Origin of the sequence: Vibrio marinisediminis (assembly GCF_014050145.1) — a bacterium.
GTDB lineage: Bacteria > Pseudomonadota > Gammaproteobacteria > Enterobacterales > Vibrionaceae > Vibrio > Vibrio marinisediminis.
In genome coordinates, this window is sequence record NZ_JACFYF010000006.1 from 191,161 (window position 1) to 215,332 (window position 24,172).

Below are 24,172 nucleotides of genomic sequence, written 5' to 3' on the forward strand. Positions count from 1 at the left end.
CTTAGTGGTTGCAGTGATCATCAACTAAGCGCATAGAGCCGTACCGAACAATCTCAAAACTGATGCTTAATACGCTAGTGACCGCACAAATATGTCACCCCACCAGCTTTTCGAGTACCCATAAGTTTAGATTACGAATAGATTAGATGCTGACTATTGTCAGCAAGGAAACCGCCGCCCAAAAACAGAAAAAGCCGGCTATTTAGCCAGCTTTTATTTTTTAAACCGTACTTACTTATGCGTTGGCTGCTTCAAACTCGCGCATAAAATCAACCAAAGCTTGCACACCTTCAAGTGGCATTGCGTTGTACATTGATGCACGCATACCGCCGACAGCTCGGTGACCTTTCAATGCCACCAAACCACGCGCTTCTGCTTGCTGCAAAAACAGCTCATCCAACTCTGGTTTCGCTAGTTGGAATGGTACATTCATGCGCGAACGGTTGTCTGGGTGAATGTTGTTGCGGTAAAAATCAGAGCTATCCACATAGTTGTAAATAAGCGCTGCTTTCTCGCGATTCACTTGCTCCATTGCAGCCACACCGCCCTGCTCTTTTAGCCATTTAAAGACTAAACCAGACAAGTACCAAGCAAATGTAGGTGGTGTATTAAACATCGAATCTTTTTCTGCCAAGATCTTATAGTTTAAGAAGCTTGGTAGAATATCGCTGGCAAGTTCGAGTAAGTCATCACGAACAATCACAATACAAAGACCAGAAGGACCAATATTTTTCTGCGCACCAGCGTAGATAACACCATATTTAGAAACATCAATTTGGCGCGAAAGAATATTTGAAGACATATCTGCCACAATTGGCTTATCTGTCTGTGGCAACTCGGCAATCTCAACACCGTCGATGGTTTCATTTGGGCAAAAGTGAACAAAAGCAGCATCATCTGCAACTTGCCACTCACTCGCTGGCTGTACAGCTACTTTGCCATCAATCTCTGTTTTCGCGTTAAACACATCAACTTGGCAATATTTTTGCGCTTCATCGATCGCGCTTTCCGCCCAGTAACCTGCATCAATATAAGTCGCTTTGGTATTGCTACCTAGCAAGTTCATTGGAATTGCAGCGAACTGAGCACGCGCACCACCATGGCAGAACAGTACTTTGTAGTTATCAGGGATAGACAGCAAATCGCGTAAATCTTGCTCTGCTTGTGAGGCTACTTGGATAAACTCTTTACCACGGTGACTGATTTCCATCACCGAAGTACCTAAGCCATTCCAGTTAACCAATTCCGACTGGGCTTGCTCCATTACCGCTTTCGGTAAAGCCGCAGGTCCGGCGCTAAAGTTAAAAACGTTGTCCACGGTTTCTTTCCTTGCTCATGTTTTTTATAGACTAATATCATTAATACCACTTTTTCCCTGATAGAAAAAGTGACAAAAGAGGTCTTAAGACCTCTTATATCTGGAAAGTGTAAATATCTTTATACCAAGTACGCTGTAAGCTACATCATAAAAGGAAGTAATAAGCTCATTAGTGGTACTTTTTGCCCACCCTCAAAGACAATATTACCCTCTTTGATTTCAGCTTTAACTTGGTAGCCTTGATCCGTTTGCTTAACAAACTCCATAATCACCCCTTCATCAATTGTTTGTTGAATTGCAGGGTATTGATCTACCAAGGCATTAGAAATAAACGAATCAAAATGACCTTGCAGCGCTGGCATTACCTTCATCGGATCTTGTGAAACATTGTCGGTGCCTTGTGGCACGATCAGTTTCCATTGCGATGTGAACTCACCGTCGCCAATGTTCATCGAGATTTTATCACTAGAAAGATAGAAGCCTTTAGAAAACAAATTATCGAGATACGGAATCATCTCTTGCAGATCTTGAGCAGTCAACATTGGCGAGTTTTGATACAAAGTCACTAATTGTTCAAATGAAGCGGCGTCTAAATCACCAAAAGCAAAATCAATTTCTAGGTTTTCCAAGCTCTCTTGTTCGACTGTGACTTCACCCACGCTTACCGTGTGCTTACTTGCGACACGTTCAGTCGTTTCTGCGTACTCAGCAGAATAAACGTATTCACCATTCTTTAAATTAAATTGCACGGTTTGCTGAGGGTCAAAGACTGACATCTGCTCAATCTTCATCATTTGGTCGCCAATCCAGAAGCTATTCACCTTCTTACCGCTGCCCTGACCCGTAACGTTTTCAACTAAGAGCTTCTCACCGCTATTGAAATCCACTTCAATTGAAGGAACCGTCAACTCATAATCAACTTGCCCTAGAACCGTCGCATGACCTTTTAAAGTCGAAGGGGTGATCAGCATCATCGCGCCATCTTCACCTTCTGTTGATTGGTGCCAGTTATCGAGTTTGAATTCGAAGTCTGTATTACCGTTAAGTTGAGTGACGGTATGCAGCGTCAATGGAATCTCTGTCCAATTGTCCATAACTGAATCAGCAGATAAACTAATTAGACCGTGCTGAATATTACTATTTACAACAATCTCTGCCGGTACGCCATCGGCTTCAAGTTGTGCAGCCATAACGGGGTCAGTCACGACATAACGGGTAGTGACCGTTGAAGAAAGGTATCCACGATCGTAACTCACAATCTCAGCAGTTAGCGCATCAGAGTTTAGTTTTGCCACGCTATCTTCGATCACATTCTGACCGATCTGACCAACCGCTAGCGGCCAACATAATGCCAACGAGATTGCGCCACCAATAGCAGCAAATTTTCTAAGTTGTACCATCGAACTCATTCTTTAAGTATCCGTCTTCTTATCAGTATAGTGTTTGCATCAATACCTTTAGCTGCAGGCATGATTCAAAGCCGTATTGCATTAAAGTCTACACTAAAAAAGCTTGCGATAAATCAGAGTATTGGCGGATTTGTTTTTCGAGCAGAATTTATATAACTCAGCTCTCAGCACTTTTACTTAGCTCTTGATACGCTGTCAGTCTGGCAAGACTAAAGTTTGGAGGACACGTTGAATCAATATGCCCTGCTCTGTCTCGACAACAATCCAGTAAGCATTGAGCAGCTACGAAAGGAACTCAGCAGCTTTGCCTCAAGATTCGACATTCACTGTGCCGATTCCCTTGAGGAGGCTCACGCCTCTTTGCAATTTTGCCTAGATCGCAACCAACCTGTTGCGTTAGTGATTGCCAGCCACCATGAAAACTTTGATGGCGCCGATTTTTTGATCCAACTTGATAAATCACCACTGACTCAACGTGCTCGTAAAGTGTTGATTAGCTGCGGGCAAGACATTCAAGCCATCCTTACTGCGGTCAATGAAGGGCGCTTAGACCACTGTTTGACCAAACCTTTGCAAGATAACCTTGTTTACAAGACCGCACAAAACGAGCTCAGTAACTTTGTTATAGAAGAAGACAAAGAAAATCTACTCGCCTACGGGCTAATACTTGACCAACAAAGACTACTGCGCGCGCACATCGACCAAAAGATGCGAAGCTATCAAGCGGGGTTTATCACTGATCACCATAAAATGTCGGACAGTGATTTAGCTGAACAAGTCATCAATGCACTCAAGCAGTTCTTTGCCAACGGCGATGAAACACAAGCGATACGTCATTACTCAAGCGACCATCTCTTAACCATTGAGGGCGAAGATAACAATTTCCTTTGGTTTATTATTTCAGGCGAAGTGGCGCTGTATAAGAAAGACGAGCTAGGAATGCAGCGAGAAGTCGTTCGTCACACCAAAGGTAATCTGGTTGGTGGTATGTCGTTTGTCACTGGAGAGCCGTCATTTTCAACTGCGATCACCCTAACTAATACTGACGTGATTAAACTCGACCGTGAAGTCTTTAGTACGGTCATGTATTCCGATACGGCATTGCTGCCCCTATTTACCAACTTATTGCTGCGTCACTTCAACCGACGCTTGCAGCGCAATATCAACACTAAGCTGCAACTGCAAAAAACGCTTGAATCGCTCGAAGTAGCACACCATCAACTTATCGAAAGCGAAAAAATGGCGATGCTTGGTCAGCTCGTGGCTGGTGTAGCCCATGAATTAAACAACCCAATCGCCGCAATTTTGCGCGGTACAGAAACCTTAACCGATAACATTCTTAAGTTGGTCAATAGCGATGGCAAATGCCCACCAGAACTGACCAGCCACGTCCTCACCAGAGCATTATCATCACGACCAAACTCAACCGCGGATGATAGACAAAAAGCCAAAGCAGTAGAACAAGTCATCGGAGACCGACGACTTGCAAAAAAACTGGTGCGCCTAGGCTTGAATGAAGATCAACTCTGGCTCACTAAAACGCGAACTAACCCTCGCGAGGTCAATGATGAACTTGATGAACTCGATAATTATCACCTCGCTGGCGCTACACTACGCTCAATTAATGTATGTGCACAACGTATTGCCGATATGGTGAAAAGCTTAAAAGGCTACGCCCGACAAGATGATGAAACCTTTCACTACGTCAATATCCATGAAGGCATAGAAGATACTTTAGTGATATTCGAGAATAAGCTAAAGATACATCAAGTAGAGAAAAACTATGCCGATTTACCCCTTGTTAACTGCTTACCGATTGCCCTTCAGCAGGTTTGGACCAATCTCATTTCCAACGCTATTGATGCTTTTCCGCCGCATGGAAAGTTAACTATTACCACCCGAAGCGCAATAAAAAATGACAAGCGTTGGGTTGTGGTTGAGATTAAAGACAACGGACACGGCATTTCACCGGATCTTCAGCAACAAGTGTTTGCCCTCAACTTCACCACCAAAAAAGAAGGAAACTTTGGGCTAGGTATCGGTTTGTCAGTTTGCCAGCAGATCATTCAACAGCATGGTGGCATCATTGAAGTCAGCTCTAACGTCAATGAATACACACAAATGTCGGTTTGGTTGCCGATAAGTGAACAACCCAGCAACAGCGAGGAATAAACTATGAACAAGTACCTCATTCTATGTGTCGACGATGAACGAGAAGTATTAGACAGCGTTATTCAAGACCTCGACTGTTTTGAGGAGCACTTCTTATTGGAAGGTGCGGAATCCGTCGCGGAAGCCAAAGAAATCATAGCCGAGGCGCAATCTGAAGGTGCGCAGCTAGCCCTGATCCTTTGTGATCATATTATGCCAGAGCAAACGGGTATCAGTTTCTTAATCGAACTCCATGACAATAAATTGACAGCAAAATCAAAAAAATTATTACTCACAGGTCAAGCTGGCTTAGAAGACACCGTAGAGGCGATTAACCATGCCAGCCTCGATTTTTACCTGTCTAAACCTTGGAGTGGTGAGCAAATGCGTTTAATCGCCAAAGAGCTGTTAACGCAGTACATGATAGACAACGAACCTGAACTCATGCCTTGGGCTCAGGTGCTTGATACCGAGAAGATATTTAATGCGATTGCTGATAATCGCATCAGTTTTGGTGAATAGCTGCACACTTTTACTACCACAAGCGGCATGTAATTTGCTTAAAATAAAATTATCGACAAAACAATGACATTTTTGCCTAGTGCTGCTGTTCAACAATCAGTAATATGCTCGAGGTATATAAGGGTAACATTGTCGCCCAAACACGGATTTAATAACTTAAAGGTTCATCTCCATTATGCGTAAAACAATCTTAGCTGCCGCGCTAGTGCTTGTATCTGGTCAGTCTTTTGCAATGTCAGATCCTAACAGTCCATCAATTATGAGCAACTTTAGCTACGATTACCTTGAAGCCCGTATTGGTGCTAGCCCTGGTACATTCGGTGCAGGTATGAGCAAATCTATCCACCCTAATGCACACGCTGTTGCTCGTGTTGATTCTGAATTCTCTGGTGACTTTGATTCAGCAATGGGTGTTGGCTTCCATGCGCCAATCAACAACTGGGCAGACCTAACAGGTGAAATCCTTTACCGTTTGGTTGACAGTGATTGGTCAGGTACTGAATCAGGTATGGAACTAAACCTTGGCGTTCGTCAATGGCTTGGTCCACAACTAGAAGTTGGTGGTAAAGGCGGTTACTTGTCTATCGACGACAATGAAGAATGGATTGCGTCAGCGTACGCTCGCTTCCACGCAACTGAGCTATTCTCTCTAGGTGGCGAAGCGCGTTTCAATGAGTTCTACGGTGACTCAATGATGTTCTCGGCTCGCTTCAAGTTCTAACTTGAACTAGAGACAAAGAATACAAAAATCCCGGCATCATAAACGCCGGGATTTTTATATTGAGTCGCTTCAAACTAAACGTTCAATCTTAGCCAATACACCTTATTTCTAATTCACTATTCCAAACCTAATTGCTCAGAGATTGCTTGAATTTGCTCTAGGTCCATTTCGTGTACACGGATCATTTGATTGATTTGGCTAATACGCGAGTTTGCTTCGTCTTGCTTATCACAAGAATCTGATTTAGCTTCCCAAGAAGTGCCATCTAAATAAGCATTACAATCTTGTTTCAGCGCTTCCAACTTAGGCTCTAACTCTGCCTGTTCTTTAGAAAGTGCTTCCAACTCTTGTTTCACTTTTAGCTCTCGTTGAAATAATTCACGCGAACGCTCTAGCAAACTTACCTGCATATCTGCTTGCTGATTCAAGCGATCATTTTTTTGAGCGGCTGTCGTTAAATCACTCTTTTGCGATTCAATTTGCTGGTTCAAATTGGTGTTATGGCTTTCAAGCAGAACAATTTGCTTGTTAAGCTCCTCAACCTCAGTTTGATGATTTTCCTGCAGTTGCTGAATTTTAGCCTGCAGTTTCTCTTCTACTTCAGTGTCCACATTGGCAACGCGCTTTTCCACCGTCACCACCAACTGCTTCTTCTCTTGCTGAATAGATTGATATTGTTGTTGCAACTCAACGTAAGTTGCTTGCCATTTACTTGCTGTCAACGATGAACCTACGATCCCACCAAGAGCAAGACCTAATACACCCGCAATAGCGATATAGAGATAACTGCGTTTATCACGCTGCTCGATCACGACTACGTCATCTTCGCTGTTGTCTATATCCGTCGTTTTATTCACTTTTGGCTCCTACTCATCTAGCGCATAAGTTCTGTGATCATGATGCTCGCGGTATAGATTAAGAAACCTGACACTAAGGTTATAACAACGTATTTCTGCAATTTTTCATTGGTTCTGTAACGAACCAACACAAACGCAATGGCAATAAGAAACACGATTGCAATCAATCTAGTCATAACCTCTCCTTAGCAGACTCTACGCCCGGCATCCCAACTCAGCAGGATTCTAAACTTCTCTTTTATACCATTTTTTTGCCACAAAAGGTCAGCGCAAGGTTGTTTTCTCGCGTTAAATATAGCTCATAGCCAGAAGGATAAGGCACTGTTTAGAAAATGACGCGACTGCAAGCCATTTTGAACTGCAATAATGGTCAAAGAGTGAGCGAGATGATAGCGACCTCCCTAAACACTTACCGTTTTGATTAATATCCCAACAATTAAGCTGTTTTACTGGCTTTCTATTTGGGTCAGACCAATATTTAGGGTATAAACAATCGTCCTAATTATTTGAGGCAGACACATGAAACCATTTAAACAAGAAAACAAGAAACGTCGTATCTTAAAGAAAATGTACCTAGGCGAATTCGCAATGCTAGGTTTTGAAGTAAGCTGCAAAACAAACATTGCTGACTTCGACCGCTACGACGTATTCGTTGATGAATTTATCGACTACATCGACAGCCTAGGTCTATGTTTTGGTGGTGGCGGCCTTGAGATTTTTGAAGGCTTTATCTGTGTCTCTGAGCGTTACAAAAACGTTTCTGAAGAACAGAAAGCACAAGTTGTTGCATGGTTAGAAGCTCGCGAAGAAGTTACCGCGGTAGAAGCTAGCGAACTATTAGACGCAAATTACTTCTAATTACGCTTAATAACCGACCCTATCAAAGCGCTCCTTTTCGGGGCGCTTTTTATTTTTACCCACTCAAATTGGCAGTTATTTAACCAACCAAAACGCCCCTTGCCTTGTTAGCATTTCAAAATGTAAAAATCTGTTGAATTGTTCAAAAAAAATGATAAAGTTTCACCGTTATTAGCGCCAGTGCTAATAACTAGCATTTACTCACTAATTGAGTAATTGTTCCGATGAAGGCTGCAGGAGAGTGGTTATTAACCAAATTTTAACATTTGGATGAATTAACCTACCGAAGAAGTAAATCTTTCAGGTGCTACCTTAGGGTAGTGAGGACTGTAGTTGGAGGAACCTCTGGAGAGAACCGTTAAATCGGTCGCCGAAGGAGCAAGCTTTGCGCATTGCGAAGTGAAACTCTCAGGCAAAAGGACAGAGGAGTGGAAAGATATCATCCTGTTACTTGGCGTAATGCTAAGTGCTCTATCTATGGTCGTCCTTTTTTGGGGCTATCATGCCTTTCCCTCTTCTCCTTAAAAAGCATTATCACTTAAGGGGAAACCATGAACGACGTTCAATCTTTATTAAAAACTATCGACAATTTTGTCTGGGGACCACCACTGCTTATCTTGCTAGTGGGTACCGGCATTTACTTCACATTTCGTCTAGGTCTACTGCAATTTAGATACTTACCTACCGCGTTAAAAATGGTCTTCAGTAAAGAAGATTCAGACAAGCAAGGTGACGTTTCTAGCTTCGCAGCATTATGTACTGCCCTTTCTGCGACCATAGGCACCGGTAACATCGTTGGTGTGGCAACGGCTATTAAACTGGGTGGACCCGGCGCGCTATTTTGGATGTGGCTTGCAGCTTTGTTTGGCATGGCGACAAAATATGCGGAATGTTTACTTGCGGTAAAATACCGCCGAGTGGACGACAAAGGTGAGATGGTCGGTGGTCCAATGTACTATCTGCAATATGGTGTGGGCTCTAAAGCACTTGCGATTATGTTTGCCATTTTCGCCCTTGGTGTTGCGTGTTTTGGTATTGGTACCTTCCCACAAGTAAACGCCATTCTTGATGCAACTGAGATCTCTTTTGGTATCTCTCGTGAAATCTCAGCAAGCATTCTTACTCTGTTAGTTGCGTTTGTAACACTAGGCGGTATTCAATCAATCGCTAAAGTTGCGGGTAAAGTCGTCCCTACAATGGCGCTATTCTATGTGTTGGCGTGTTTAAGCGTCATCATCATGAACGCAGATAAACTGGTTGACGCTCTACAACTTGTCGTGGTTTCTGCCTTTACATCAACAGCGGCAACGGGTGGCTTCTTGGGTGCGAGCATTATGCTGGCAATCCAATCTGGTATTGCGCGCGGTGTATTTTCCAACGAATCAGGTTTGGGTAGCGCACCAATGGCGGCGGCAGCGGCGAAAACAGACTCTTGCGTTAAGCAAGGTTTGATTTCGATGACAGGTACGTTTATCGATACCATCATCATATGTACGATGACAGGTTTAGCGTTGATCTTAACGGGTGCATGGCAAACTGATCTGGCTGGCGCAGCAATGACAACCCACGCATTTGCGGTTGGTATGAATATGGATACCTTCGGTCCAATGCTGATCTCTATTGGTCTAATGTTCTTTGCCTTCACCACCATCTTGGGTTGGAACTATTACGGTGAGCGCTGTGTCGTATTTCTTATTGGTACCAAAGCCGTTCTGCCTTACAAAATCATCTTCGTGATGCTCGTAGCATCGGGTGCGTTTTTGCATCTTGATATGATTTGGATTATTGCTGACATCGTGAACGGTTTAATGGCGATTCCAAACCTAATTGGTTTGATTGCACTTCGCCATGTTGTCGTTGAAGAGACGAAATTATTCTTCTCTGCTGCTCGCGAAGAATCATTAGATTCTGTCAAAGCTTAATCAAAATATTCGCTTCACATGTAAAAAACGCGGCTAAAAAGCCGCGTTTTTTACACATTCGATCTGTAAGAAAAACTATCGATTACTTATCATCAAGTAATAGCTTTACGCCCAAAGCAACTAACACGACACCTGTTGTGGCTTCCATCCACATCATAAAACGGCTGCTTTTTAACAAGCCTTTTGCTGTATCTAATGCACCAGCTAGCCCACACTGCCATACCATCGCGATGACAAAATGAATCGCAGCCATGAGTAACGATTGTGCAAATGCCGAACCTTCAGGGTTAATAAACTGAGGCAAAAAGGCAAGGTAGAATACCGCCGTTTTCGGATTTAGCACGTTAGACAGCAAGCCTTCACGTAACGAGCGTTTTAAATTCAGCCCCTGTTGGTTCAGTGTTAATTCAGCAGGAACTGCATGCCCTTTCATCAGCGCTCGTAATGTCGAGAAACCTAACCAAATAAGATAGGCTGCCCCCACCATTTTGACTGCAGAGAACAACTGCGCCGACTGTGCGAGCAAGGCGGAAATACCGACTGCGGAGAATGTCGCATGAACAAAAAGCCCAAGACAAATACCCAAACTGGTTGTCGCTCCATCAACTACTCCCCCTCGAGAAGAATTACGGATCACCAAAGCGGTATCAACACCCGGTGTGAGGGTTAAAATAGTAATTGCGATCAAAAATGCTTCGAAATTGACAATCATAGCTATTACGTCCTTGTTGCTCTAAACCGACAATATTTTGAGAAAGTGAGATTGGCTTAGATAGTGATAAACTCTCGTTAACGAAAAATGCCTTTAACGATAACGTCTCTTTATACCGCCATCTTAGCTTGGCAACAAACGATTTATCTTCATCAAAGTCATTGTTAGACTGGTATTTTCCGAATTATCAAAAGGCTGACTTCCATGAGCGCATTTGAAAAACTGATTTCTCACTCAAAGAAAATTGCCCACTTCAACCACTTAGCCGCGATATGTGGCTGGGATCAGGCATCCATGATGCCAACTGGTGGCAACCAAGCACGATCTGAAGCCATGGCAGAGCTTTCTGTTCATATTCACTCTTTGCACACCCAACCACAATTAGCAGATTGGTTCGCTGAAGCGGAGCTGCAGTCTCTTTCACTTGAGCAAACGGCTAGCTTACGCGAGCTCAAAAGAGAATGGCAACAAGCCAACCTTTTGCCTGAAGCGCTTGTTCAGGCTAAATCTCTTGCTGGTTCTAAATGCGAACATGCTTGGCGCGCTCAACGTAAAGAGAACGACTGGCAAGGCTTTGAAAAAAACTGGGCGGAAGTGGTAAAACTCTCACAAGAAGAAGCGCAGTTACGCGCTGAAGCGAACAACCTAACACCCTACGATGCCATGCTAGACATCTACGAACCGGGCACCACTTCCACATCTTTAGATACCCTGTTCGCTGATGTCAAAACTTGGTTGCCAACCATGATTGACCAAGTGATCGATAAACAATCATCAGAACAGTTCTTCGAACCCAATGGTCAATTTGCTACTGACAAGCAAAAAGCACTGGGCATGGAAGTGATGAAGTTACTTCAATTCGATTTCAATCATGGTCGCTTAGATGAGAGCATCCACCCATTTTGTGGTGGCGTACCAAGTGATGTGCGTATTACTACCCGTTACGATGAGAGTGAATTTGTGCAATCGCTAATGGGGATAGTGCATGAAACGGGGCACGCTCGATACGAACAAGGCTTACCGAAGGCATTGGCGGGCACGCCTGCGGGTGAAGCGCGTTCTATGGGTATCCATGAATCTCAATCACTGTTTTTTGAGATGCAAATCGGTCGCAGCGACCCATTTATATCTCATCTAGCTCACCTTGCTGGTAAGCACTTTACGACATCAAACCCTGAATTATTCTCACAACAGAATTTTCAAAAGCTTTATACACGAGTGAAGAAAGACTTTATTCGTGTTGATGCGGATGAGCTCACCTACCCTGCGCACGTTATTTTGCGTTACGAGATTGAGCGAGATCTCATCAACGGTAACATCAAACACACCGATGTGCCTGAACTGTGGGACTTAAAGATGCAGCAATACCTTGGTATTTCAACTGAGGGCAACTTTAAAAACGGTTGTATGCAAGATATTCACTGGACCGACGGCGCATTTGGTTACTTTCCTTCGTACACACTAGGCGCGATGTACGCGGCACAGTACATGGCTGTGATGAAGAAAACGGTTGATGTCGACGGCGCGATTCACAGTGGCGATTTGAGCCCTATCTTTACTTGGCTTTCAGACAATATTTGGAGTAAAGGCAGTTTGCTAACGACCGATGAGTTGGTGAAGCAAGCGACAGGCGAGACACTGAATGCTAAGTTCTTCCAAGAACATTTGAGAAGTCGTTACTTAAAAAATGCATAAACAGCTAAGCTAAAAATTTGTGATTGCCTGATACGTTGGTTGGACGCCACCGCTCAGGCAATACACCTCACATTTCACTAATTAAAATTTGGACAAAGCGTGCCAGTGACTTTGCAAAATTGGCAAAAGGTGGATTAACTCAAGTATGGAAAACCGTGGCAGGTAAAAAGGAAGGAGCAACCCCACTCGTAATTTAACGCACTAGCATTCGATACAATCAACTCTCAAATCACAGAACAACTGTTACAATCTCACATTCAGGTAAGAATTCTTTTCCCAAAGAGCAAATAAGGCTATTGTACTCAAAGTCATTGTATTTAAAGTTATTTTTTTGTTAATCACTGCCTTATGAACCAATTTGATAAAAACCAAATCATCACCCTCGACATCCAAGACCCTCAGCAAATTGAATCTGCACTTAAGCAATACCAAGCCTTGCTCAGTAATGGGCTTGCCTTCAATAAAGAACAATTTAATGTTGAGTTTAAACACAAAAACTCTGATGAAGAACGTCGCTTACAGCCTAGCGATTCAGGAAGTAATTTCGAACTGCTTAAATCAGCGTTAAGTTATGGGCAAGAAGGGGGAAGCCACTATTACAACGGTGAAATTACCGATGACAGAGAAGTCTATATCTCTGAGGTAATTCTCTTTGCTGCTGCGCTGCAATACCCCGAACTCAGAGAGACGCTTGTCGAAACCGCCAAAGCGATCGTCACTTACAGCCGCTACGCCAATGATACTGATAGAATGTGGATCGATGATATGCGCGTGTTTGGTATCGAAGCGCTATATATGCTGGCCAAAACCGACTTGCAATACACTTATCTTATCGGGCAATTTTTCATTCCATACTGGGACGATGAGCATGCCACGCAATACGAAAGCTACCTTGCCGCATTTTTAGTCGAGCATGGTTGGCACCCAGAGGTCATCAAAGCCTTTATCTGGTGTGATAACCCCAGTTTTCGCTTAGGGATGTTTATGGATGATCCTTATAGCAATGATACGACCTACCAACCATTGGGTGAATACCTACAACAGAACCCATCCCTTTACTCTGCCTTTAAACAGATGGTCATAGAGCGTTTTCAAGCTGAGCCAGTGCTGCTCGCAAGCATTGATGAGCTTGACGATGAAGAAGAAGACCTCAGCAGCTATAACCCTGTAGTTTGGTTGTATGAGTCACTCTTTGCCCACACCAGTTTCTATGATGAAGACGAAGCGTTAGACGCCTTCATGCAGCAGCCGTTTATGGGTAGCACGCTTGAAAATGAAGCCTATGACTTGCAGAAAACGGTCCAAAACCAAGTTTCCGGAGCACTGGTTAAAGCGGCGCAAAGCGCAATTGAGAAACGAGCAGAATACCAAGCGTATTTAGCACGTGAAGACCGCAGTTTTGAACTCAATTACGGCAGTGATGTACTCAAACCGCTAATTCTTGCCATGTCACAAGGTGAGAGATTGTGGCGCTATATTGAAGATGGCTCTGAGCTGGATGCACTCGAAGCCCTTGAAGAAATTGAGTTGCTTCCACTTGCTAAAGCCTATGCCCCTGAAATGGCAGCACATATGGATGATCACGTCTGTAGCTGGGAATATAATAACCAAGGAGTGGTCGAAGAGCTGCATAGTGTATTGGATTTAGTACGTGGCGACCTGCTCACTGATCATTTTGGTGACGAGAGCACCATTGAACACACTAACGGTTTAATCACTACACTCACCGTCACGCAAGATAGCAACATTTCACTACTCGAAGCACGATGCCAACAGTATTTACGCGTAATTGATGTTTTTTATCGTGCGCTTGGTAAACGTGAGTTGAGTGAGTATATGATCGAGTCGCTGACTGAAGATGACGAGCCATTACTCTCTCGCCAAGATTACTATCGTCGTTACAGTCAGCTGCCAGCAGCGCAAATAGAGGCAAAAGCGGATGAACAAGACGCTGCGCTAAACCGCGACGTACAATCACTCTTCTATGTTTTTACCGACAGAGACGAACTGCTTTGCAACAAGCATTTGCAACGTGTCGAAACCGTTTTACGCTCATCACGAGAACGATGCCACCCAAAACATTGGGCAAAACCGGATATGGGCTTTTTGGCGTTAGCGAGTTACCTACTCTACCGCGACTTCAATCAACGTGTTGGCGATGAGGTGACCGAAGCTCTGTTCAACTACCTAAACGAGCAAAATGTTTGGGAGATGGCTGTCAAAAAGATCCTTAAAGAGTCTTGCGTCAAAGGTGGTTACCACTGCCCAGAAGATAAAGGCTTAAGCGAAGAAGATATTCAGCGCATCACAGCGTACTTCACCGCAGCGCAGCCTGAAGATGACCAAGCCAGCATCATGGCTTTGTTAGAGCCACAACTGTATCGCGATGATTGTTGCCGCGGTAATCTTTATATCAACAAGTTCAGCGAGTATCAGCCGGGCTATAATCTATTTAAAGATCATGATGAAGACTTTCAGCGCTTTACCCTGATTGCATTTTGGCTACGACAGTTACCATTACCACAGCGTGTTCAAGCCGACCGCTTATGGCAATTTATTGTCGCTCTTGCACCAGTGCGTGTCGCTCGTAATGTCTTACGTGCACACTCCGATGAACCATGGAACATCGAGTTCAGCAATATACTTGATGCAATTAACATCACCGAGCAATTGGAAAAAGCAGGTATCGATTCTGGCGTGCTTAACGCCTATGAAATGAGCCGCCAGCAACAACAGCGCGATACAAATCGCTATTTACAGTGGCTTGATGTGTACAGCGAAATCACTAGCAGCGCTACCAGCATGTTTGGCAGCATTGACCGCAAAAAAGCGCAAGCAATGCACCAAGGTTTGAAGTTCATCAATGAGCAGAGCAAAGTTGAGTTCCTTCACCATGCATCGCTGAAATATCCAGAAGTTACGTTAGATATTGCCGATGATCTTAAGCGAGCCTTGCACATCGTCATCCAGTTAAACCTCACATCATGGGAATACGCTTTAGCCCACGAATTTGGCGCATCTTGCCTATACATTGGCGACGGTGACAAAGTACCAGCAAAACTGCGGAAAGAAATCGTTGCCGATGAGCATACGGTGCATGATAAACCATGTCATATGGATGGCATGAGCTGGATGCAAAGCACAGTGGTACAACAGCGTGGCGATCAACACTCGATTTTGATGGCAGATCATCAGATGCCACTTGAAGCGTACCAACAAGGACTGCCTCGCGGTATGCTGATGATTCTCGCAGAGGATGTCGATAGCCAAGCGGTGATCACTCGTATCTTAGCGCTGCAAGATACCGCGACTCGCCTCGATTATATACTAGAGCAAACCTTGGCTTACCTTGAGGGCGATGTGGATTACACCACTATTACCTCGCTCTATGCTGGGCAAATAGAGACAGAAAGCTTCCGCCCTAGCGCTGACGAATACCGCCTCTACACACTGGGTCAATTCATTTGGATGCTGGATAAGCCACAACGTGACAGGCTCGGAAAACTACTATTCAACCATGATTACCGCGGCTTCAAAGTCATTGAATGCAGCTACGATAAAGCTTGGTTACTCCACCAGCTTTCACAAGGCGAAATCGACTTTGAAAGCTACCTAGAGCAAGAGCGCGAAGAAGACAAAACGGAAGCCGGCATGCGTTTTGTGCTCGATTGGTTAATTGAACTTGAGGTTAACCCTGCACACATTACGCTATTCTGTATTAAGCAGTCGGAGTTTGAAGTCTGTTGCGAGTTTATCCAAAGCCATGCACGTGGACAATACGGTAGCTTTAAGCAAACGCTGAATTATCTGCATGCGGGTAGACGGGCGCAATTGCCAGAAATTTTGAGCCAAGCCAGCGATGCTACTGAGTTGATAGCGCCTCTTACCAAAGACCGCTCACGAGTGGTGAAAGAAGCGATTGCCAACTATTTCTAATAGGATATGCGCGCTTTATCTTTAACACCCTTGGCTTAATCGAGGGTGTTTCATTGATTGCAAAAGGTATTGATTTACATACCCCTACAACAAAAAAGAGAGTTCCCCCCCACATTAAAGGTAACTCTCAACAATAAACCTACGGTTTATTACAGGGAACGATTGAAACAAATTAGTTTACTCATTAACTCGCTTACGCAGTACGTATTTCTGTACCTTACCGGTGGACGTTTTTGGTAGCGCAGTAAAGACAAACTTCTTCGGCACTTTAAAATGCGCCATTTGGCTACGACAGAACGCTATCAGGTCGTCTTGAGTAATATCTTGCGAGTCTTTGATTTTGACAAATGCGCATGGCACCTCACCCCACTTCTCATCACTCATAGCAATGACGGCGACTTCCTCTACATCGGGATGGCGATAGAGCACATCTTCAATTTCAATACTGGAGATGTTTTCACCACCAGAAATAATGATGTCTTTAGAGCGGTCTTTAATTTCAATGTAGTTATCTTCATGCCACACCGCTAAATCGCCCGTGTGGAACCAACCCTCTGCTAATGCCTCATCTGAGGTGGTCGGGTTTTTCAAATAACCTTTCATCACGATGTTACCGCGCAGGAAGATCTCTCCCATCTCTTTGCCGTTCTTCTGTACAGGCTGCATAGTGACTGGATGTGCAACCATCAACTCACCCTGCATTGGCGCACGAACACCTTGTCGAGCTTTCATACGAGCACGTTCAGTGTTGTCTAACTCATCCCAGCTGCGCTGCCAATCACACACCACGCACGGACCAAAGGTTTCTGTTAACCCGTATACGTGAGTCACTTCAATGCCAAGTGCTTCCATCCCTTCAATCACCGATGCCGGAGGCGCAGCGCCCGCTGTCATCGCTTTGATCTGGTGATCAATACCCGATTTTAAATCCACATCGGCATTGTTCATCATATTGAGCACAATTGGGGCGGCACAAAAATGGGTCACTTTGTTTTCACTGATCGATTCAAAAATCGCATCCGCACGAACGTGGCGAAGGCTCACACTGACACCCGCAGCCGCTGCAATTGTCCACGGGAAACACCAGCCATTGCAGTGGAACATTGGCAAGGTCCACAAATACACTGGATGCGCCCCCATATCCCATGAAAGAATATTACTCACTGCATTCAAGTGTGCGCCGCGATGATGGTAGACCACGCCTTTCGGGTTGCCCGTGGTACCCGAAGTATAATTAAGCGAAATTGCTTGCCACTCATCACTTGGCGGCCAATTTTGGAAGTTTGGATCACCATCTAAAATGAATTCTTCATAGGTGACTTCGCTGATCAAACTCCCCTCATCAAAGAGTGGGTCATCAATCGCAATAACCAGAGGACGGTGCGCAATCATCTTTAACGCCTTCTTAACCACCTCAGTAAACTCTTTATCAACAATAACCACTTTGCTTTCGGCATGCTGGAAAATAAACGCGATGGCATCAGCATCTAACCGAGTATTAATTGCGTTCAAGACTGCGCCACACATAGGCACGCCAAAATGCATTTCAAACAGTTCTGGTAGATTTGGGGCAATCACTGAAACCGTGTCCCCCTCACCTATCCCTTGCTTTTGCAAAGCCGAAGCCAGCTTTCGGCAACGAATGTCGGTTTCTTTCCACGTTTTATGAATATTGCCGTGTACCGTTGCAGTGTAATCTGGGTAAACACTTGCTGCCCTTTCTAAGAAGCTCAGTGGACTTAGGCTTTCAAAGTTAGCCGGTGTCTTTTCAAGACCAATGTTATAGATATTGTGTTTGTTCATAGCCATTCTTCCTTAATCGCCCGGCAAAAGCCGAGCGTCACTATTACTTACTGGTTCAATCCTCGAGCACTTCTATTGGCTCTTCGACTTCTTGCGGCTCTGCATTTTTACGGCGATATTCAATAAGAAAATAAAGAGCAACACCGGCTAGTAATCCGTAACCTGCGCCATACACCGCCAGTACTACACCCATGGTGCCTGCAACACCCATTTGAGTGGCATTACGAACCTGCTCAACACCGACGGAAATACATAGGTAACCGGTGATAAGCAAAGTGATAGAAAGAGCGATAGGTAGAACTGGCTTAAATAGTGTGATTAGAGGCAGAGCGAACAGCGCAATAAAACCAACAATCCAGAAAACACCGGCACCACTGTAGATACTATCCATCGCGCCACGACCATGACGGTAACGCTCGGCGATCGTTGCCATCGCGCCCGTAAACAACGGTCCTGCAAGACCAGGGTACGGTGCGAAGAATGAGTGAATAAGGTTACGCAGCGCCGTCACTAGGTGAACACGGTCTACATTGACTTCGATAACTTCATCAGGGCGAAGGTGGTCAACACGGTCGAGCAGACTTTTACCGACGATGATGTCACCAAAGGCAATTACGTAAGCAATCAATGCGGTTGGAATAGCCAGCCACAACATCTCCAAGCTTGGCAAGCCAACAGTAAATGGTAAGTAGTTGATCATCTCGCCAAACGCAGGTGTAGACAAACCAAACTCAATATTCGGTAACGGGTACTCATTAACCGCCCAACCCACACCCATCGCAACTAATGTGCCCGGAACCATGCCGTAACCCGCAATAATTTTCGCCCATTTATGGCTGTTTACGTAATCACGAAAGTTTAGAGAAAACAGTACGTAGGCTGTCACAAGAAAGCCGATAATCAGTGATACTGGTGTATTCGCTAATCGACCACCTTCGCTGATCTCACCAGTCAGAGCGGCGATACCCGCGCCAATGAGAATGCCTGCTTTAATTGAGTCAGGGAACAGATCAACCAGCTTACTGCCTAAACGGGTAATACCAAGAATGAAGAAGATAGCAGTAACGATGAGTTGCAGCCCCACCAGCGCACGAATCGCCTCTGGTCCCGGTTCAAATTGACCTAGAAAGAGTAATACCACCGGTATCGCGGGAGTGATCCAGCCGGGTACCATGGGTACGCCTAAAAGGTTTGGCAGCATAAAGCCAATACCACACACCACAACGTAAGCCAGCGCAACGTCATAGGGAAGCCCAAGGTATTTTTCCAATAGGGGGATCATTGCCATACCGACAACAAACATGATCATACCTTGGATGGTTTCCGCCATTTCCCAGCGGTAATGAATAAACGGCAAGCGAATTTTAAAAGGGCCAGCCGGCCAGTATGGTTGCTCCATTCCATGAGAGCGTTTAATGACTGACATGCATACTCCTGTTGTTTGTTAGGGATTAACTAATATTGAGCTATTTGTTGTTATTCCTAATAAACAGAGCAACCTTAATGCCAATGTTAAAATTTTGTTTCCATAGATAGATGCACTCAACGAATATAGTAAAAACACCCTCGAGAGAAACAAAGCTATCACAATGAAAATACAGAGCTATTTATCCAGCAAGGCATCATCAAACAACTGATACGACCAGTTACTTAATGTTAACAAAAGACAAATAGAGAAGTGTCAAAGACCATTTTGGATGCAGAGTTGAGCGGCGAACGCTCATTGTGTTGAGCGGTTTGCGCTCAACCGCTCATTCATTGAAAAACATTATTTCGCCAAAACGTGCTGCCTGAGGTTCTGCGTAGGAGGATAAACTTGCCACTCCCCCAACATGCGTGTTGCAGGTCTAAAGCCATCAGCTTGCTGGGTTGTCCCTATCGCCTGATATTGCATGATCTTGTGAGTAGCCGCATCAATATAAGAATGAAAACCCTCAGGGTCTTCTGGCAATGCGACCTCAAGCCCGGGCAGTGCGTTACGCAGCCCAACCAGGTTTTGCGGTTGCGCTTGCTGCCAAGCCGCGTCTAACACTTTTACCACGGTGTAAGCATCTTGGGCGATAAAAGTAGGAAAACGCTGAGTTCGATTAAAAAACTCATTGATATAGTTGCGATTTCGAGTAGTTGTCGGCCAATTAACATGAGACCGTCCGGAGAGAACCACCCCTTCAGGCAGCGTATCGCCAAGACGTGAAAGCACAAAGTATCCGCCACCCGTGTCGAAATTGACGAAAACCGTTTTATCGAGCAACCCTGCTACTGATGCTTGCTCTAAAAAACTGACTAAATCTCGCGTCCAATGCCCGCTTACCAGTACATCTGGCGGGTCAGCTAAGAGTGCATCAATATAAAGACGATAGTCGGTTTGCCCGAGCAAACTATAGAATTCATCTTTGATCTGATACTCAACTTGATGGCGTTTCAAACTCGCCATCATCGTTTGCCAAATCTGGTGACCATATTCGTAATCAGGACCAATATAAGAGATCGTTTTCCAATCAAGCTGCGCTTTCACATCACGCAGATACCTTGCCCCCGCATCACTGGATTGTGAGGCATCGTTATTGAGGTGAAAATACCAAGGGTGCCGCTCGTCTTCAGTTAACCTCGCCGTGCTATGTCCCGCACCAAGAAACAACAATTGGTGCTTTTTCGCCAATTGAGTCACTTCTAATGCAATGTTGGAATTGACCACTCCACACAGTACATCGACACCTCGGCTAACCAAGTTCAGCGCGATCTCGCGTGAGCGAAACTGCTTGCCCATGGTATCGGCAACATACACTCGCATTTTCGGCGAGGCTGGCAAAGCATGGATTTCATCCAGCGCCATCTCAAGTGCCACCACGGCATCATTGCCCCAAAGAGCAGACGCGCCAGTCAGCGGATACATACAGCCTACTTCCAGATCCGCTTCTTGCTTACTTACGCCAAGGACGATTTCGGCTTGAACCACGGAACAAAATAGTAGGCTTGCCCAGCAAGCGCTACACCAAACAAAGAGTCGATTCATACCTCGATACCCAGCTTTTGCAGCCGCCTTTTCAATGCATGGCGGGAGATGTTCAATAACTTCGCAGCGTTACCTTTGTGCCCACCACTCTCTTGCAGCGCACCCACAATCACCCGCTTTTCTTCATCTGCTAAGCGGCTAGATAAATGCTCCAATGGCTCACTTTCTGCACCCGTCAAATCACAGCTCTGCTGAGTCTTTCCACCTTCACAAAACTCTACCGGTAACATGCCAACGCTGATCTCATCACCGCCATAAAGAACCGATAAACGTTCAACCAGATTTTTTAACTCGCGTATATTCCCCGGCCAACGATAACCCGCCAGTAGCTGTTGTGTTTGAAGCTGAAAATGAATAGGAGCGGCATCATAGCTAAACTGTTGTGCAAAGTGAGCAAGTAACAACGGAATATCTGCCGCTCTTTCTTCAAGCGAAGGTAACGTTAATGGCATCACGTTTAAACGATAGTAAAGATCGGCGCGAAAACGCCCTTGTTCCACCGCACTTGCGAGGTTACGATTAGTCGCCGCAATAACACGCACATTGGCTTGTTTTTCCTTTGTTGAACCGACAGGTCGATAGCGCTGACTCTCTAGAAAAGAGAGCAATTTCGCTTGCAGCGCCATGGTCAATTCGCCGACTTCATCTAAAAACAGTGTACCGCCATCTGCGGCATGAATAAGACCGCTACGAGACTTATTTGCGCCAGTAAACGCGCCCTTCTCTACCCCAAACAGTTCCGATTCGAGTAGATTCTCTGGCAGAGCGGCGCAATTAACCTCAACAAACCCTTGATTTGCCAGTGCGCTCTGACGGTGAATTTCCGCTGCGACTGCGGTTTTACCTGTACCAGATTCTCCCAGAAGCAACACCGTTTTTGCCTGACTTTTGGCGACCAACGCCAGTTCACTACGCAACTTTTCCATCGCAGGGGTTTGCCCGATTAACCCCTCTTGCTTTAGCGGTTGAGCGAGCAGATATTGAGATAACTGTGTCTTAAGCGCATTAATATCAAAAGGTTTGGTGATGAAATCTTTTGCACCTTGCTTCACCGCCTCCACAGCGGTTTTAATATCACCATGAGCAGACATCATCAACACGGCGCTATCGGGTAGCATTGCATTCAATCGCTGCAGTGGCTTTAAGTCATCACCATCAGGTAATCGCAGATCAAGCAGTATCGCTTGTGGGCGAAGCGCATTCGCTTTTGCTAGCCCTTCTTGTGCGTTGTGCGCAACCGCCACCTGATAATTTGGGTCACGCAAGGCAATTTGCAGCGAGCGTGTCAGTGCCACTTCGTCATCTATAATCAACAAGGTTGGCGTTAATTGAGCAAGAGAATGATTAGCTACTTGGTTCACAAAGAAACTCCCTTTCAAACCTCAGCACTGCCTGAGTCCCCTTTCTGGGCTGGCTGTGAAATTCCAATCTGGCATTATTCATTTCAGCAAGACGCTGTGAAACAGAGAGCCCAAGACCGGTTCCTGTTGTTTTGGTTGTATAAAATGGTTGGCTAATGGTGGCGATCTGTTTTTCATCCATGCCACATCCTTGGTCACTGACCACCAGCATAGCGGCCTCTTTCGTTAATTCGACACTCAAATGGATCTCGCTCCCCGGTTGCGAGGCATCAAGCGCATTGAGCAATAAATTCATTAAAATCTGTTGGATTTGATTTTCGTCCGCTTCGATGCACAAGGTTGTGTCGCACTCTACTTGAAGCTGGATTCCACGCTCTTTCGCCATTGGTGATATCAAACAAGCGAGGCGCTTAATCACGTTATTCAATGGCACATGCTGGGTTTCAGGATCCGGTGGGCGGGCATATTCCAGCAGTCCAGAGATCAATTGATTGATACGGTCAATTTCGCCCACCATCAATTGTTGTAGTTCTCGGTCTTCCGCTTTGCCTTCTGATAGGGATTGCACACACACTTTAATCGTTGCTAATGGGTTACGAATCTCATGAGCAATCCCCGTGGCAAACTCGCCCCAAACCGCTTTTCGCTCCGCCTCACCACGGGCAAGAAGTAACGAGTCCAAGTGACCCGTCATACGATTAAACGAACGCGCTAATAACGAAATTTCATCATTACCCTGCACTGGTAATCTAGTACTCCAATCCCCCACAGAAACGGCATTTGCGGCGTCAATCAGTGGGAAGACTCTGCGCCTGACTCGCTTAACCAAAAAATAGAAAAACATCGAAACTAAGCAGAGCACCAGAACCGCCATAAGCAGAACCAATAACCTTTCTTGCCCCCGCGCCAACAATGGTGTCTCCTGAGTAATATTGACCAAATGCCAATCTCCCAGCAAAGTCTGTGTCTCACCTACATTGGACGGCGTGCTGGTCGTCCTTGCCAGAACATCAAAGCAAGATTGATTGAAGCTCGGGCATAGCAGAGTATTGTTTGAATGAGCATTAGAAAGGTATTGAGTTAAACTCGCCAAGCGCAACTGAAAAGCGACATAGCCTAGCGGCTGCTTCTCATTCTCTGCTTGATAAACGGGCAGTGCCATCAAATACCAAGCAGAATGCCCCGGTACTGCTGGGGTTGGACCGATAAGCATTGCGGTGCCAAAGGGGGCTTTCGCTAATGCAGAAATATCAAAACTGCCTTGCCCCCAATACGGATAGCCACTCGCACTTTGACCAGGCAATGCGTTGACCAAACGCCAATTCGGATCAAAAAACAGTGCGCCATATATTTCTGGTCGATCAATATCAAAGTGAATCAAACTTAGGGTTTGAGAAGAATAAGCCAAGCTATTTTGAGTTTGAAATAGTCGTGGGATCTCAGGTAATTCAGATATCGCTTCAAGCGCGTGAATATGCTGGCGACTAAAGTGATAGATACTATTTTTGATTTGCAAAAGGTTTTGCTGCGCACGCTCGGTTGCCATCTCTGACACTAACCCAGCGGTCATTCTGTCGTAGACAAATACCGTCACAGCCAAAGGCAGACTCGCCACTAAAAGAGACAGCAAGAAAAAGCGCCTAACTAGGCTGTTTTTCCAAAATTTTATTGATTGTCTACTGTCGTAAGCCATGTGTTGTCCAGCAAGGTAAACCGATGAATCACTGTGATTTAGTGATGTCTAGAGCAGAACTGGTTATACATTAGCAGATTGTAAATAACGTCGTAACACGACTTACGTCTAAGGGCTTAGGGTTGAGGGATAAGGATTAAGATTGAACAGAGGCAGGTAGAAACGATTGAGATAGGAAGAAAAAAGCCCACAAATCGTGGG

17 protein-coding genes and 1 riboswitch are annotated in these 24,172 nt (G+C 45.1%); of the genes, 7 read left to right on the forward strand and 10 right to left on the reverse strand.

Annotation, left to right across the window (positions count from 1 at the left end; genetic code table 11):
• Nucleotides 1-235: 235 nt before the first annotated feature.
• Nucleotides 236-1,318, reverse strand: a complete 1,083-nt coding sequence (gene serC, locus H2O73_RS11960; protein WP_182109080.1) for a 3-phosphoserine/phosphohydroxythreonine transaminase — start codon at nt 1,316-1,318, stop codon at nt 236-238.
• Nucleotides 1,319-1,458: 140 nt separating this feature from the next.
• Nucleotides 1,459-2,727 carry a DUF945 family protein gene (locus H2O73_RS11965; protein WP_182109081.1) on the reverse strand — a complete coding sequence of 423 codons (1,269 nt, stop codon included), beginning with the start codon at nt 2,725-2,727 and terminating at the stop codon, nt 1,459-1,461.
• 228 nt (nt 2,728-2,955) lie between these two features.
• Here H2O73_RS11965 and H2O73_RS11970 point away from each other — a divergent pair, with 228 nt between their 5' ends.
• From H2O73_RS11970 to H2O73_RS11980, 3 genes are all read left to right on the forward strand, one after another.
• The gene (locus H2O73_RS11970; RefSeq protein WP_182109082.1) at nt 2,956-4,899 is read left to right on the forward strand and encodes an ATP-binding protein; all 1,944 of its coding nucleotides are present in this window, start codon (nt 2,956-2,958) and stop codon (nt 4,897-4,899) included.
• A 3-nt stretch (nt 4,900-4,902) separates the two neighbouring features.
• Nucleotides 4,903-5,400: a response regulator gene (locus tag H2O73_RS11975; protein ID WP_182109083.1), complete on the forward strand. Its 498-nt coding sequence runs from the start codon at nt 4,903-4,905 to the stop codon at nt 5,398-5,400.
• 175 nt (nt 5,401-5,575) lie between these two features.
• Nucleotides 5,576-6,121, forward strand: coding sequence for a hypothetical protein (locus tag H2O73_RS11980; RefSeq protein WP_182109084.1), 546 nt, complete (start codon nt 5,576-5,578; stop codon nt 6,119-6,121).
• Between the two features lie 116 nt (nt 6,122-6,237).
• Here the strand turns inward: H2O73_RS11980 and H2O73_RS11985 are convergent, their stop codons facing one another.
• Together H2O73_RS11985 and H2O73_RS11990 are read right to left on the reverse strand one after the other, a co-directional pair.
• Complete coding sequence (locus H2O73_RS11985; RefSeq protein ID WP_182109085.1) at nt 6,238-6,978, reverse strand: chromosome partitioning protein ParA; 741 nt, start codon at nt 6,976-6,978, stop codon at nt 6,238-6,240.
• A gap of 17 nt (nt 6,979-6,995) precedes the next feature.
• Complete coding sequence (locus H2O73_RS11990) at nt 6,996-7,154, reverse strand: hypothetical protein (RefSeq protein WP_182109086.1); 159 nt, start codon at nt 7,152-7,154, stop codon at nt 6,996-6,998.
• A 343-nt stretch (nt 7,155-7,497) separates the two neighbouring features.
• Here H2O73_RS11990 and H2O73_RS11995 point away from each other — a divergent pair, with 343 nt between their 5' ends.
• On the forward strand, nt 7,498-7,836 hold the full coding sequence (locus tag H2O73_RS11995) for a YggL 50S ribosome-binding family protein (protein WP_182109087.1): 339 nt from the start codon (nt 7,498-7,500) through the stop codon (nt 7,834-7,836).
• 335 nt (nt 7,837-8,171) lie between these two features.
• A riboswitch (glycine riboswitch) is annotated at nt 8,172-8,270 on the forward strand.
• A gap of 117 nt (nt 8,271-8,387) precedes the next feature.
• The gene (locus tag H2O73_RS12000) at nt 8,388-9,758 is read left to right on the forward strand and encodes an alanine/glycine:cation symporter family protein (protein WP_182109088.1); all 1,371 of its coding nucleotides are present in this window, start codon (nt 8,388-8,390) and stop codon (nt 9,756-9,758) included.
• Between the two features lie 82 nt (nt 9,759-9,840).
• On the opposite strand, the gene H2O73_RS12005 is transcribed toward H2O73_RS12000, so the two are convergent.
• Nucleotides 9,841-10,470: a LysE family translocator gene (locus tag H2O73_RS12005; RefSeq protein ID WP_182109089.1), complete on the reverse strand. Its 630-nt coding sequence runs from the start codon at nt 10,468-10,470 to the stop codon at nt 9,841-9,843.
• Nucleotides 10,471-10,674: 204 nt separating this feature from the next.
• Here H2O73_RS12005 and H2O73_RS12010 point away from each other — a divergent pair, with 204 nt between their 5' ends.
• Both H2O73_RS12010 and H2O73_RS12015 read left to right on the forward strand, forming a co-directional pair.
• Complete coding sequence (locus H2O73_RS12010) at nt 10,675-12,165, forward strand: carboxypeptidase M32 (RefSeq protein WP_182109090.1); 1,491 nt, start codon at nt 10,675-10,677, stop codon at nt 12,163-12,165.
• Between the two features lie 348 nt (nt 12,166-12,513).
• A complete protein-coding gene (locus tag H2O73_RS12015; RefSeq protein ID WP_182109091.1) occupies nt 12,514-16,101 on the forward strand; it encodes a hypothetical protein in 3,588 nt (1,195 codons plus the stop codon).
• A 177-nt stretch (nt 16,102-16,278) separates the two neighbouring features.
• Here H2O73_RS12015 and H2O73_RS12020 read toward each other — a convergent pair whose 3' ends face one another.
• From H2O73_RS12020 to H2O73_RS12040, 5 genes are all read right to left on the reverse strand, one after another.
• Entirely contained in the window at nt 16,279-17,904 is a 1,626-nt protein-coding gene (locus tag H2O73_RS12020) for an acyl-CoA synthetase (RefSeq protein ID WP_182109092.1), read from the reverse strand.
• Between the two features lie 55 nt (nt 17,905-17,959).
• On the reverse strand, nt 17,960-19,330 hold the full coding sequence (locus tag H2O73_RS12025; protein ID WP_182109093.1) for a permease family protein: 1,371 nt from the start codon (nt 19,328-19,330) through the stop codon (nt 17,960-17,962).
• Nucleotides 19,331-19,672: 342 nt separating this feature from the next.
• The gene (locus H2O73_RS12030; protein ID WP_182109094.1) at nt 19,673-20,917 is read right to left on the reverse strand and encodes an ABC transporter substrate-binding protein; all 1,245 of its coding nucleotides are present in this window, start codon (nt 20,915-20,917) and stop codon (nt 19,673-19,675) included.
• A complete protein-coding gene (locus H2O73_RS12035) occupies nt 20,914-22,278 on the reverse strand; it encodes a sigma-54-dependent transcriptional regulator (protein ID WP_220457573.1) in 1,365 nt (454 codons plus the stop codon). The genes H2O73_RS12030 and H2O73_RS12035 overlap by 4 nt, the downstream gene beginning before the upstream one ends.
• Nucleotides 22,262-23,908 carry a sensor histidine kinase gene (locus H2O73_RS12040; protein WP_182109095.1) on the reverse strand — a complete coding sequence of 549 codons (1,647 nt, stop codon included), beginning with the start codon at nt 23,906-23,908 and terminating at the stop codon, nt 22,262-22,264. Before H2O73_RS12040 ends, H2O73_RS12035 begins: the two co-directional genes overlap by 17 nt.
• Nucleotides 23,909-24,172 lie beyond the last annotated feature (264 nt).